11 protein-coding genes and 1 pseudogene are annotated in these 12738 nt (G+C 63.3%); 8 read left to right on the forward strand and 4 right to left on the reverse strand.

Going from position 1 to position 12738, the window contains the following annotated elements; translation table 11 throughout:
* Window positions 1-151: 151 nt before the first annotated feature.
* The 7 genes and pseudogenes from ACR9WD_RS15950 to ACR9WD_RS15980 all read left to right on the forward strand — a co-directional run bounded on the left by ACR9WD_RS15950 (window position 152) and on the right by ACR9WD_RS15980 (window position 5567).
* Window positions 152-1390, forward strand: a complete 1239-nt coding sequence (locus tag ACR9WD_RS15950; protein ID WP_052253958.1) for a CaiB/BaiF CoA transferase family protein — start codon at window positions 152-154, stop codon at window positions 1388-1390.
* A complete protein-coding gene (locus ACR9WD_RS15955; RefSeq protein ID WP_073707122.1) occupies window positions 1353-1802 on the forward strand; it encodes an acyl-CoA thioesterase in 450 nt (149 codons plus the stop codon). Before ACR9WD_RS15950 ends, ACR9WD_RS15955 begins: the two co-directional genes overlap by 38 nt.
* 9 nt (window positions 1803-1811) lie before the next feature.
* Window positions 1812-3026: an acyl-CoA dehydrogenase family protein gene (locus tag ACR9WD_RS15960; RefSeq protein WP_073707123.1), complete on the forward strand. Its 1215-nt coding sequence runs from the start codon at window positions 1812-1814 to the stop codon at window positions 3024-3026.
* A 136-nt stretch (window positions 3027-3162) separates the two neighbouring features.
* Window positions 3163-4218: a CobW family GTP-binding protein gene (locus tag ACR9WD_RS15965; protein WP_434922416.1), complete on the forward strand. Its 1056-nt coding sequence runs from the start codon at window positions 3163-3165 to the stop codon at window positions 4216-4218.
* Window positions 4219-4574: 356 nt separating this feature from the next.
* Entirely contained in the window at window positions 4575-4826 is a 252-nt protein-coding gene (locus tag ACR9WD_RS15970) for a type II toxin-antitoxin system Phd/YefM family antitoxin (RefSeq protein ID WP_038992858.1), read from the forward strand.
* Complete coding sequence (locus ACR9WD_RS15975) at window positions 4827-5081, forward strand: Txe/YoeB family addiction module toxin (RefSeq protein WP_121867655.1); 255 nt, start codon at window positions 4827-4829, stop codon at window positions 5079-5081.
* A gap of 70 nt (window positions 5082-5151) precedes the next feature.
* Window positions 5152-5567: pseudogene (locus ACR9WD_RS15980) on the forward strand (Wadjet anti-phage system protein JetD domain-containing protein).
* 868 nt (window positions 5568-6435) lie between these two features.
* Here the strand turns inward: ACR9WD_RS15980 and ACR9WD_RS15985 are convergent.
* The 4 genes from ACR9WD_RS15985 to ACR9WD_RS16000 all read right to left on the reverse strand — a co-directional run bounded on the left by ACR9WD_RS15985 (window position 6436) and on the right by ACR9WD_RS16000 (window position 11630).
* Window positions 6436-7272, reverse strand: coding sequence for a bifunctional allantoicase/(S)-ureidoglycine aminohydrolase (locus ACR9WD_RS15985; protein WP_434922417.1), 837 nt, complete (start codon window positions 7270-7272; stop codon window positions 6436-6438).
* 10 nt (window positions 7273-7282) lie between these two features.
* Window positions 7283-8536, reverse strand: a complete 1254-nt coding sequence (locus tag ACR9WD_RS15990; protein ID WP_121867658.1) for a DUF6986 family protein — start codon at window positions 8534-8536, stop codon at window positions 7283-7285.
* Window positions 8533-10164 carry a malate synthase A gene (gene aceB, locus ACR9WD_RS15995; protein WP_434922418.1) on the reverse strand — a complete coding sequence of 544 codons (1632 nt, stop codon included), beginning with the start codon at window positions 10162-10164 and terminating at the stop codon, window positions 8533-8535. The genes ACR9WD_RS15990 and aceB overlap by 4 nt, the downstream gene beginning before the upstream one ends.
* Before the next feature lie 80 nt (window positions 10165-10244).
* Window positions 10245-11630: an NAD-dependent malic enzyme gene (locus tag ACR9WD_RS16000; RefSeq protein ID WP_073707130.1), complete on the reverse strand. Its 1386-nt coding sequence runs from the start codon at window positions 11628-11630 to the stop codon at window positions 10245-10247.
* 218 nt (window positions 11631-11848) lie between these two features.
* Here ACR9WD_RS16000 and ACR9WD_RS16005 point away from each other — a divergent pair, with 218 nt between their 5' ends.
* Window positions 11849-12622: an IclR family transcriptional regulator gene (locus tag ACR9WD_RS16005; protein WP_073707131.1), complete on the forward strand. Its 774-nt coding sequence runs from the start codon at window positions 11849-11851 to the stop codon at window positions 12620-12622.
* The last annotated feature ends 116 nt before the right edge of the window (window positions 12623-12738 follow it).

Below are 12738 nucleotides of genomic sequence, written 5' to 3' on the forward strand. Positions count from 1 at the left end.
ATTCTCCTTTGACTACGAGCTTTGCTGCCGAACTCCCCACCCCACCATAATGGCCGGATGCTTCAAGCACTAGTACTTTTCCGGCGCAGAGCCGCCACACGCAACCACTGCACTTCACCTGAACCACGAAGCAAGAAAACGAGGCCCACCCATGGTGTCACACCTGAACAACCCCGATGCCACCGCCACCGGCGGCCCGCTGTCCGGCGTAGTTATCGCCGACTTCACCCGCGTTCTGGCCGGCCCGTACTGCACCATGCTGCTGGCCGACATGGGTGCGACAGTCATCAAGGTCGAAGGCCCCACCGGAGATGACTCCCGCCAGTGGGTTCCTCCAGCCCGCGATGGCGTGAGCACCTACTACCTCTCAGTGAACCGCAACAAGAACTCGATCATGCTGGATATGAAGAATCCGGATGACCTGGAAACCGCCTACAGCATCATCGACCAGGCCGATGTCTTCATCGAAAACTTCAAGCCCGGCGGGCTGGCGCAATTCGGCCTGGATGAGCAGTCGGTAGCCCAGCGCTGGCCAGGTATTGTGCACGCATCCATCACCGGCTTCGGCACCGCCGAAGGCGCGCACATGCCCGGCTACGATCTGATCGCCCAAGCAGTCTCCGGAATGATGACCGTCACCGGTAGCCAGGACGGTCCTCCGCAGCGCGCCGGAGTGGCCATTTTCGACGTGGTCATGGGCCTGCAAGCCACCGTGGGCGTGCTCGGCGCACTGCACGAACGCGCCCAGTCGGGCAAGGGTCAGCATCTAGAAATCGACTTGCTGTCGGCTTCCCTCTCCGGGTTGGTCAACCAGACCACCGGCTATGTGGCCTGTGGCAATGTACCCACGCGCATGGGCAACGACCACCCGAGCCTGTTCCCCTACGGACCGTTCAAGGCCGCGGACCGCGACATCATCATCTGCTGCGGCAACGACGCGCAGTTCTCGCGGATGATCGCCCGGCTGGGGTTGTCTGAGTTGGCGTCCGATGACCGTTTCGCCAAGGTCAAGAATCGCAACGCCAACCGCGAGCCATTGCGCACTTTGATGGAACAAGCGCTGGCTGCGAAGAGCGCTGACGAATGGTTCGAGCTGCTCCAGCTCGATGGCGTTCCGGCATCCCCGGTGCTCGGCATCGATGAAGGCGTGGAATTCGCTCAAAAGCTCGGTTTGAACCCGGTGATTCACGCTGGGCAGGGGGCAGACACGGTGCCGCTGATCAAGCACCCGGTGACATTCAGCCGAACCCCTGCTCGCTACGACAAGGCCCCACCGACTCTGGACCAGGACCGGTCAGATGTCCTGGAATGGCTCAGCAAAGCCAAATCAACGACCCGAGGAAAGGAAGGCTATGACCTCGCAGGTATCGCAACCAACGCAGCGCGCTGAAAAGCTAACCTTTCCAGTGCCCATCCGCTGGTCCGACCAGGACGCAAATGGACACGTGAATAATGCCCGGATCCTCACGCTGGTGGAAGAAGGCCGAATCCAAGCCGGATACCACTGGTGGGGTGCGAACCCGGATGAATCCTCACCGCGTGTAGTGCGCGCCATGAGCGTGGACTACCGCAATGCCGTTCATTACGGCCCCGAAACGACCATCGATGTTTGGATTTCGCGGATCGGCACCACCTCCTACACGGTCAGCCAAGAGCTGTTCCAGCAAGGACGTTCCTGCGTAAGCGCCGAAGTGGTCATCGTGATTCTTGATCGCGATACCCGGCAGCCGATGACCTTGCCCGAATCCGTTCGTGAAACTCTGCACGCCAACCTGTTCTCCGATCAGACACCACAGAACTAAGGACACTTCATGACTTCTCCAGCCAACCATTCCGATTTCTTCCTGCTCGACACGGACCTTTCTTCCGAAGAACTGGCGATCCGAGATCGCGTGCGAGCCTACGGCACAAGCCAGGTGCAACCGGTCATCAATGAATACTGGGAACGCGCCGAATTCCCCTATCAGGTCCTGCCGGGCCTCAAAGATCTCGGCGTCGTCGGCACCTTCATCGAGGGCTACGACTGCCCCGGCCTTTCGCGTCGCGCGTCGGGGATCGTCGCCCGCGAGATGGGACGTATCGACGGATCGATCAACACCTTCTTCGGTGTGCATTCGAATCTGGCCATGGGATCGATCTACATGCTCGGCAACGAAGAGCAGCGCCAGCGCTGGCTGCCGCAGATGGCCACATTGCAGAAGACCGGTGCCTTTGCCTTGACCGAGCCAACCCACGGCTCGGACTCCGTATCATTGGAAACTTCTGCCCGCCGCGATGGGGACAGCTGGATCCTCTCGGGCCACAAACGCTGGATCGGCAACGGAGACCAGGCGGATGTCACCGTGGTGTATGCCCGCGACGTGGCCGATGGGAAGGTCAAGGCCTTCGTCGTGGAGAAGGATCCTGAGCACGGTTTCCCGGCCGGCTACCGCCCGCAGGTTATCGTGGGCAAGGTGGGCAAGCGCGGCATCATGCAGGCCGATATCGAAATCGAGAACGTGCGCATCCCGGCCGATAACCGGCTGGAGCACTGCGAATCATTTTCCGCGGTGAACCGGGTGCTGAAGGCGACCCGCGGCGGCGCTTCGTGGGAGGCGCTGGGCCACGGCATTGCCGCCTTCGAGCTGGCGACTTCCTACGCACTGGAGCGCGAACAGTTCGGTGCGCCGATTGCCAGCTACCAGCTGGTCCAGGAGAAGCTGTCCACCATGCTCTCGGACCTGGTGGGCATGCAGTTGATGTGCAATCGCATGGCCGAGCTGCAGGAACGAGACGAGTTCACTGCTCCGATGGCTTCACTGGTGAAGATGACCACCTCGCGCAAAGCCTTGGCGATGTGCCGTGAAGCCCGCGACATGATGGGCGGCAACGGGCTGCTATTGGAAAATCATGTCTCCCGCCATCTGACCGACATGGAAGTCGTCTCGACCTACGAAGGCACCGATTCAGTGCAGGCCCTAATTGTCGGTCGCGATATCACCGGGCTTTCCGCGTTCACCCGAACACGCAGCTCGGTGCTCTCGTAGCTCATCCACCGTGCCGAAACGCCCAGAATCTACTGGAAGCTCCGGCGCGCTGCCTTAACTCGTGTCAGCTTCATTTGGCTTGCTTCAACGGGCAGAATGGACTCGGCCCGCTTGTCGATCTGAAAAGGAGCCTGTATTGATCCCTGTCATCGTGCTCACCGGATATCTGGGGGCAGGCAAGACCAGCCTGCTCAACCGCTTGCTGACCCGCCCGGGCACCCGGGTAGGGGTCATCATCAATGACATCGGCAAGGTCAACGTGGATACCGGGCTGATCACCGGCCAGATCGATGCGGCCGAATCCATTGCCGGCGGCTGCGTCTGCTGCCTGTCCGACAGCAGCGGCCTGGATGAGCTGCTGGAAAAGCTGGGCCAGCCGAAGCTGCGCCTGGATGCCATCATCGTGGAGGCCAGCGGCGCCGCCGACCCGATCAACGTGGACCGGCTGCTGCGCTTCGGCAAGGCCCACGGGGTGCGCTTCGGCGGCATCATCGACGTGATCGACGCGGTGGAGCATGAGCACACCGTGGATACCGCGGCCATGGCACCGGCACGATTCAACGCGACCAGCATGGTGGTGGTCAACAAGCTGGACCGCATTGCCCCGGAGCACCGCGACGCAGTCCTGGACAGAATCAGCGGAAGGATCCGGGACGTCAACCCGCACGTGGCCATCATCCCGGCCTCGCACGCCGCCATAGACCCTGAGCTGGTATTCGACATCGCCTTGGACGAAGACCCGATCGACGAGCTGCCGTTGGCAGCCGCCTCCCGCCCGCACCACGACCACGAGCATGCTCCGCACGCCAACGCGGTAACGGTGCGCTGCCTAGAGCCGGCAGACCCAGGAGCCGTACTGGATCTACTGGAGAACCCGCCGGCCGCGGCCTACCGGCTCAAGGGACACGTGAAGCTGCGCACCGCTGACGGCACGCAACGCTTCCTGGTCAACATGGTGGGCCGGCAGATCCATTTCGCGCAAGCCACTCCCCACAGCGACCCGGCCGATGACGCGCTGGTCGCCGTGGGCATGGGACTGGATGAGACGGTGGTCGGCGAAGCGCTGGTGGCCGCCTTGGAACCAGCCCGCGAAGATCCTTCCCCGAGGAATCTCACCCGGTTGGAACGGCGGCTGATCTTGAGCAGCGATGCAGCAGATGCCGCGGACGAGCCTGCTGCTGAAGGGTTCTAGCTGGTGCCGGGCTGACGTTAGCAGGTTGGCATCGAGGGCATCTACGGCCCTCGGTCTCACTCGACTTGAAAATTTCCACGTCTGCCTGAGCCACCTAAGAGTCCGCCGGCAAATGTCAATGTGAACCATGCTGCAACACTGGCGACGACCTCAATCGCCAAGGAACATGCCTGACTTGGCCGTTAATTACGCTGGACTTACTGGAGATGTTACACGCCTATTGGCGCGTTCCCTTAGCGGCGGCGCCGCCCCTCACGGCGCAGTTGCACGGGGCTTTCCAGTCGGACGGGCACTTCCCCACACCGCAGTTAAGTCGCACCATTAAGTGGTCCGGCAAGTAGTGGAAGGAGTCCGAGATGTCCATCAGTGCAAGCGAAGCCCGCAAGACGCTCTTTCCATTGATTGAACAAGTCAACGATGATCGCCAAGCTGTCGAAATCGTGTCACGCAAGGGAAATGCTGTTCTCATGGCAGCAGATGAATACGCAGCATGGCAAGAGACCGCGTACCTCTTCCGCTCGCCCGCCAATGCCCGGCGGCTCTTGGATGCCTACGAACGTGCACGGTCAGGAATAACAGAGACCCACGAACTCGACTGGGACGAATAAGTGCGGCTCGTCTGGGATCGGGCAGGATGGGACGACTACGTCCACTGGCAAACGGCCGACCGGCGCGTTATCAAGAGAGTCAACACCTTGATCGAAGCATGCCTTCCGGATCCCTTCCAAGGGATTGAAAAGCCCGAACAGCTGAAATACGGGGCCTCCGACTCATGGTCCCGTCGGATTACCGACGAACACCGACTGGTCTACATCGTGATCGAAGAAGACTTGATCATCCTTCAAGCCCGATACCACTATTGAATGGCGTCCGGCCGTACTAATCGTAGAAAACCTGCAGACGCTGCTGTCCCTGCCCGAACTGCCCAGGGTCATCGCTCTGCACGGCGGCGGTTATGACGTACGCTATGTGCTCCGATTCCTTGGGTGGTGCGTATCGAGGTGCTGTACTGGGGCGATGTTGATCTGGATGGACTGGCAATCCTGGCGTCATTGCGCAGCGTGCGGCCCGATGCCCGATCAGTGATGATGGACCCCGGAACACTCCAGCTCTTCGCGCAGCTGGCGACACCCCATGCCAAGGGGCTGAGCCGTGCGGCACCGACTGGCTTGCTGCCCAACGAGGTCGAGGCCTACGAATTACTGCGCATCCAAGGCGGACAGCGCCTTGAGCAGGAACGCATTCCCTGGGACCCTTCATTGGCCACGTTGGGCATCGAACTAGGGGGGTTGCGACACCCCTCGGGTCTTCCGCCCCGGCGGCACAGAAGCGCGAGGTTGAAACCATAAATTTTCACTCACACCACCGCACGCACATGTGGCGGCTGATCTTCAGCGGATAGCCGGAAAACGGCTTGCTTTGGAGCGGCGAACCGACGTGCCTGACCGCTCTGGACTGGGCGGGGAGGTCACCACGACGGTGCGCACCACAACTGGAGACCTGGTCGTAGCGGAGCAACATTTAGTTACCAACAATTAGCTGGCCAGATCTCAACAATTACAAACGACGGCCTTCGATCCCTTGAATCACTCGGATTTTCTGATCTTCGGGGAGCACAACAATTACAGATTGCAGTTCCAGCAATTACAGATAGCGGATGTTTTCACCGATTACGGGCACGCAAATGATTCATCCTGCTGCCCTGTCCATTGGCGAACGCTCGGGTCAGGTCATCGATCCTGTGGAGCATCAACACATGATCTCAGCAGAAGCGTAGCGCCAGTCCGAATTTGCCGGCAGAAAGGCGAACCCGTATCCATGTCTTTCCTGCGGACACAACTAAAGTGCTGCCCACGCCTGTCGTGCATGACCTCCACTTTGGAATCGTCCAACGTTGGACGATTTCATGCTCCTCACGGGTGCAGAGATAAGCCCCCACTCCCAAGACAGCCAACGTTGGCTGATTTCGCGCTTCCCTCGCCTGCCCGGATGCCAACCGATATTGCCGATATTTGTGGTGCATGGGTCCTGATAATCGTTTGGTCCTCAGGCAACAGCCAGGAACCCAAAACCGGAGGCCGCATCCCGCGCGACCCGGCCGTCAGCCCACCATGTCCGAGCAAAGGAAACATCACTGGAACATGAAATGGACACGGTGCGCCGATAGTCGGCGGGTCAGCGCGGGGTGCGGCCCCGGCAGTCTCTGGAAATGAACGCTTACAACGCGATCTGGCGGTTCTGGTCCTTGTAGAGTAGGTAGCGGAAGTTCTCCGGCCCACCGGCGTAGCAAGCCTGCGGGCAGAAGGCGCGCAGGGACATGTAGTCCCCGGCCTCGACCTCGACCCAGTCGCCATTCATCCGGTACACACCCTTGCCTTCCAGCACGTACAGGCCGTGCTCCATGACATGGGTTTCAGCGAACGGGATGGATGCACCTGGTTCAAAGGTCACGATGTTCACGCCGAAGTCGAAGGCCACATCCTCGGGATCCAGCATGCGAGTGGTGCGCCACTTGCCATCGGTGCCCGGCATCGGGCCAGGCTCGATGTCGCGTTCGTTGCCCACAACCGGGCCCGGAGCCGCGACGCCGGCCAGGACTTCGTAGCGCTTGCGCAGCCAGTGGAAGCTGGTGGTCTCGGTACCGTCATTGCGTGCCGACCAGGTGGCGCCGGCCGGCAGGTAGGCGAAGCCGCCGTCCACCAGCACATGCTCGGTGCCCTCGATGACCAAGGTCAGCTGGCCGGTGAGCACGAAGATGAATCCCTGCACCTCGGCCTGCGGTTCCGGCTTCTCGGCACCGCCGCCGGGGGCGACTTCCACGATGGACTGGGCGAAGGTGGTAGCCCCGCCGGCCACCGGGCGGTTCAGCACCCAGGCGCGGGTGTTGGTCCACTCGGGGAAGACGCTGGTGACGATGTCGCGCAGCACGCCCTTGGGGATGACCGTGTAGGCCTCGGTGACGATGGCGCGGTCGGTGAGCAGGTCGCTCTGCGGCGGGTGGCCGCCGAACTTCGAGAAGTACGACGAGGAGTTCTGGATGGCTGGAACAGTCATGGTGCAGTCCTTAGGCGTGGGAGCGATTCAGCGCGATCGCTTCGAGTTCGGGCAGGGTGATCTGGGCCAATTCGGTAACCTCATCGGCGGTGACAGCACCGCAGGCGACCCCGCGGTGGATGTAGCGGGCCAGGGCACGCGCGGTGGCCGGCTCGTCCATGATGGCCGAGTTGATCTGGTGGACGTAGTTGCGCAGCCGGGTGCCGGCGGCCTGCAGGCCCTCGCGGAAGAACGCGAAGGTGGCCAGGTAGCGGGTGGCCAGCTGGTTCTCGTGCATGTCCCAGCCCTGGTAGATGCCGCGGGCCAGGTGGCGGGAGACCAGCCGGGCGTGCAGTTCCCAGGCGGCCGCGATGTTCTCCGGGTCGCCTGCCGGGATGATGTTGGTGGAGCCATCGGACAATTCCACGCCGGTGCCGGCCACGGCCACCTGCATGACGTCCTTGGCGAAGTCGGCGACCGGATGCTCCATTGACTGGTAGCCGGCGGCCACGCCCAGCGAGGCGGAGTAGTCGTAGGTGCCGTAGTGCAGGGAGGAGACCCTGCCCTTCCCGGCATGGATCAGGGTGGCGACCGGGTGGCTGCCATCCGCGGCGATGATCACCTGCGGTGTTTCCACCTGGACCTCGAAGCGGATGCGTCCGGCCTCCAGGCCGTGGGCTTCCTCCAGCTTCTCGGCCAGGAAGACCATGGCCTGGACCTGGTCCACGGTGGTGACCTTCGGCAGCGTCAGGCGCAGCCCCTCGGGCAGGGGGCCGTTGGCGACCAGGCGCGAGATGAACAGGTCCAGCGTGCGGATGCCGCGGGCCCGGGTGGGGGCCTCGAAGCACTTGAAGCGGATGCCGATGCAGGCCGGGGCCTTGCCGGCGGCTACCGACGAGGACACCGAGTCGGCCGCGGCAAGCACTGCCGCGTCCTCCTCGGCATCCGTGCGGTTGCCGTAGCCGTCCTCGAAATCGAGGCGCAGATCTTCGATGGGTTCGCTTGCCAGCTTCGCTGCCACCAGTTCACCCAGGCGTTCGGGCTCGGCCAGGTCCAGCGTGGCTGCCAGCTGGGCCAGGCCCGCGGCGTTGCCGGCAGCGGCCAGGGCGTTGGCGCCCCAGGCTGCCGGCAGATCCGCGCTGTACTTGTCCCCCGGGACATATACGGTGTGCACCGGCTGGCGGTCCCCGGTTTCTCCCGGGTAGGAGGTTTCCAGCAACCGGTCGGTGGCTGCCAGCTTGGCTTCTACGCTGGCAAGCGTGGACTCATCGAAGGTGTTGCTCATGGCTTGGTCACGTATTCCTTTTCCAAGAGTTCGTAGGCAGGGGTGGTGAGGAAGTCTGCGAAGTCCTCGTCCTTGCCGCTGGTCAGTTTCGCGATCAGGTCTGCGGCCGGCTGGTAGTAGGCATTGAAGTGCTCTTCATTGTCGACCTCCGAGCGCAGGCGTTCAACCTCTTCGGCCAGAATGCCTGCCACCAGTTCCGCGCTGATGGTGTTGCCGGTGTCGGCGGCGACCACCTGGTTGCGGATCTGCTGCCAGATCTGCGAGCGGGAGATCTCCGCGGTGGCGGCGTCTTCCATCAGGTTGTGGATGGCGACCGCGCCGTTGCCCGACAGCCACACGGCAGTGTAGGCCACGGCCACGTAGAGGTTGGCGCGCACGCCGGCCTCGGTGACATCGCCGGGGGCGCTGGCCACGTCCAGCAGCTGGGCTGCGCTGACCTCGACCTCTGGGCGCTGGCGATCGATCTGGTTCGGCTTCTCGCCGAGCTTCGCGTCGAAGATCTCCTTGCACAGCTCGACCAGGTCCGGGTGGGCCACCCAGGAGCCGTCGAATCCGTCATTGGCCTCGCGGGTCTTGTCCGCGCGCACCTTCTCGAAGGCGGCGGCGGTGACCTCGGGTTCGCGGCGGTTCGGGATGAACGCGGCCATGCCGCCCATGGCGAAGGCCCCGCGCTTGTGGCAGGTCTTGACCAGCAGCTCGGTATAGGCGCGCATCATCGGCGCGGTCATCGACACCGCCGAGCGGTCGGGCATGATGAACGCTTCGCCGGCTTCGCGGAAGGTCTTGATGATGGAGAAGAGGTAGTCCCAGCGGCCTGCGTTCAGGCCCGAGGCGTGCTCGCGCAGCTCGTAGAGGAACTCTTCCATCTGGAAGGCGGCCGGAATGGTCTCGATGAGCATGGTGGCGCGCACGGTGCCGTGGGCGATGCCCAGCTCGGCCTGGGCGAAGGTGAAGACCTCGTTCCACAGGCGCGATTCCAGGTAGTGCTCCATCTTCGGCAGGTAGTAGAACGGTCCCTGGCCGGATTCTGCGAGCATCTTCGCGTTGTGGAAGAAGTGCAGGCCGAAGTCCACCAGCGCGCCCACGGCCGGCTTGCCGTCGATGAGCACGTTGTTCTCCGGCAGGTGCCAGCCGCGGGGGCGGACCACCACGACAGCGCGCGGGGCGTCGGTGCGCAGCGCGTAGGACTTGCCGGTCTTCGCATCGGTGAAGGCCAGGGTGCCGCGGGCGGCGGCCGAGAGGTTGGAAATCGCATCGATGACGTTGAACCAGCTCGGGGTCGAGGCATCTTCCAGGTCTGCCAGCCAGACCTTGGCGCCGGAGTTCAGCGCGTTGATCGCCATCTTGGCCGGGGAGGCCGGGCCGGTGATCTCCACGCGGCGGTCCTTGAGCGCCTCGGGCGCTTCGGCGACTTTCCAGTCGCCGGTGCGCACGGCTTCGGTCTCCGGGTCGAAGTCGATGGACTTGGCGGCGGAGAACTGCTCGCGGCGCACGCCGCGGGCGGCGAGCAGCTCGTCGCGGGTGCCGGCGAACTTCTGGTGCAGCTTCTCGATGAAGGCCAGCGCCTCGTCGGAGAGGATCTGCTGGGCATCGGCGACATCGGGGATGCTGGTGATTTCAATACTCATGGGTTGTTCCTTAACCTCTTGTGCTCTGTTCCATTGAAAGGGTGCGTTGACATGCACCCTTGGGTCTTGCTGCGCAGCGCCTACTTGGCAGCGGCTGCGTCCTGCACCGCCAGTGCGACATCGGAGGCGACCTGTGGGTCGAATACCGACGGGATGATGAATCCTGGGTTCAGCTCTGATTCGCTGACGCGGGCGGCAATGGCATCCGCGGCGGCCAGGAGCATGGCGTCGGTGATCTCGGTGACGCCTGCATCCAGCAGCCCGCGGAAGAAACCTGGGAATGCCAGGACGTTGTTGATCTGGTTCGGGAAGTCGCTGCGCCCGGTGGCGACCACTGCGGCGTGGCGGCCTGCAATCTCCGGGTCCACCTCGGGATCCGGGTTGGCCATGGCGAAGACGACGGCGCGCTCGTTCATCGCGGCGATATCCGCTTCGTCCAGCACGTTCGGGGCCGAGACGCCGATGAAGACATCTGCGCCAACGACGGCTTCCTTCAGGGTGCCGGTGAAGTTCTCCGGGTTGGTGTTCTGAGAGAGCCAGATGCGGTGCGCATCGGTGTAGCTCTCGTTGCGGCTGATCGCGCCGTTGCGTCCGCAGGCGATGATGTTCTTTGCGCCGCGGGCCATGAGCAGCTGGATGATCGCGTTGCCGGCCGCGCCGACACCGGAAACCACGATGCGCAGGTCCTCGATCTTCTTGTCCACGACTTTCACCGCGTTCAGCAATGCGGCCAGCGTGACAATTGCGGTGCCGTGCTGGTCGTCGTGGAAGACCGGGATGTCCAGCTCCTCGCGCAGCCGCGCTTCGATCTCGAAGCAGCGCGGGGCGGCGATGTCCTCGAGGTTCACACCGCCGTAGACCGGGGCCAGCGCCTTGACGATCTTCACGATCTCGTCGGTGTCCTGGGTGTCCAGGCAGACCGGCCAGGCATCGACATCGGCGAACTGCTTGAACAGCGCGGCCTTGCCTTCCATGACCGGCAGGGCCGCGGCCGGGCCGATATTGCCCAGGCCCAGCACTGCCGAGCCGTCGGTGACCACTGCGATGGTGTTGCGCTTGACCGTCAGGTTGCGCGCATCGGCAGGGTTCTCTGCGATGGCCATGCAGACACGGGCAACACCGGGGGTGTAGGCGCGGGAGAGGTCGTCGCGGTTTCGCAGGGCCACCTTGGGGGTGACCGAGAGCTTGCCGCCCAGGTGCATCAGGAAGGTGCGGTCCGAGACGTTGCGCACGCTCACGCCGTCGAGGTTGTCCAGTGCAGCGCGCACGGTCTCGCCGTGGGCCACGTCGGTGGTGTTGCAGGAAACGTCCACCACCATGTGGGTGTGGTTCGACTCGGTGACATCCAAGGCCGTGATGTGCGCACCGGCCGAGCCGACAGCGCCGGCCAGTTCGCTGGTCGCGGTAATCGACGCAGGCGTCTGGACGCGAAGGGTGAGTGAATATCCCGGGCTTGGTGCTGCCATCTGATCCTCCTGTAAAAGTTTTCCGTATAGTGGATACTATTATCCTCAAAATGAAAATGCAAGAGTGTTTTGTGGCGCGGGGCACGATTTTTTGACGGCTTAATATCGGATCGTGGAAGAAATGGCCGATTCTGCGCTATTCTTGGGACAAGGATTTCGCATCGTAGAAGTAATGCGCAGTCCGTTTCCGAAAACCACTGCCTGCACAAGGAGCAAAGATGACGCAGACTGCCAGCAAGTCCACCACCGGCGGCGTCCAGTCCGTCGAACGCGCTTTTGAGCTCCTGGAAGTCATCGCGCGGGCCGGCGGCGAAGCGGCGCTCAGCGAGCTGGCCGCCGATACTCCCCTGCCATTGCCGACCATCCACCGATTGCTGCGCACCCTGGTGGGCGTGGGCTACGTGCGCCAGCTGCCCAATCGCCGCTACTCGCTGGGCCCGCGGCTGATCCGCCTCGGCGAGGTCGCCAACCGCCAGCTGGGCGCTCTGGCCTCTCCTGCCCTGAAGGAACTGGTCGCGAAGCTGGGCGAATCGGCGAATATCGCGGTGCTCGATGGCGATATGGTCACCTACATCGCCCAGGTCCAGTCAGCCCACTCGATGCGCATGATCACCGAAGTAGGCCGCCGCGCCATGCTGCACAACTCCGGGGTCGGCAAGGCCGTGCTCTCGGTGCTCGATGACGAGCGCGTGCAGCGCCTGGTCTCGCAGGCGGGCATGCCGCCGAAGACCGCCAATACCATCACCACCCTGGGCAAGCTGTTCACCGATGTCGAGGCGATCCGCGAGCGTGGCTACGCCGTCGACGAGGAAGAGCAGGAATTGGGCGTCCGCTGCATCGCCGTGCCGGTTCCGGGCGCACCCACGCCGATGGCAATTTCGGTCTCCGGCCCGGTCACCCGCGTGGACGATGAGTTCACGAAGAAGGCCGTTCCGGTATTGCAGGAAGCCGCCCGCGAGCTCGGCCGCCAGCTGGTGGCCGCCGCCGACTAGCCAGGCGGTTCCTCCGTCCTCGGTGAACTGCGCTTGTCCCTGCCAGCGGGACTGCACCGCCTGCGCGACCAGCTGCTCGGCTAGCGTGGGCTGGCAAAAGGGCTGAGGCCCGGCAT

It is taken from the genome of Glutamicibacter sp. PAEs-4 (genome assembly GCF_051161755.1).
GTDB lineage: Bacteria > Actinomycetota > Actinomycetes > Actinomycetales > Micrococcaceae > Glutamicibacter > Glutamicibacter nicotianae.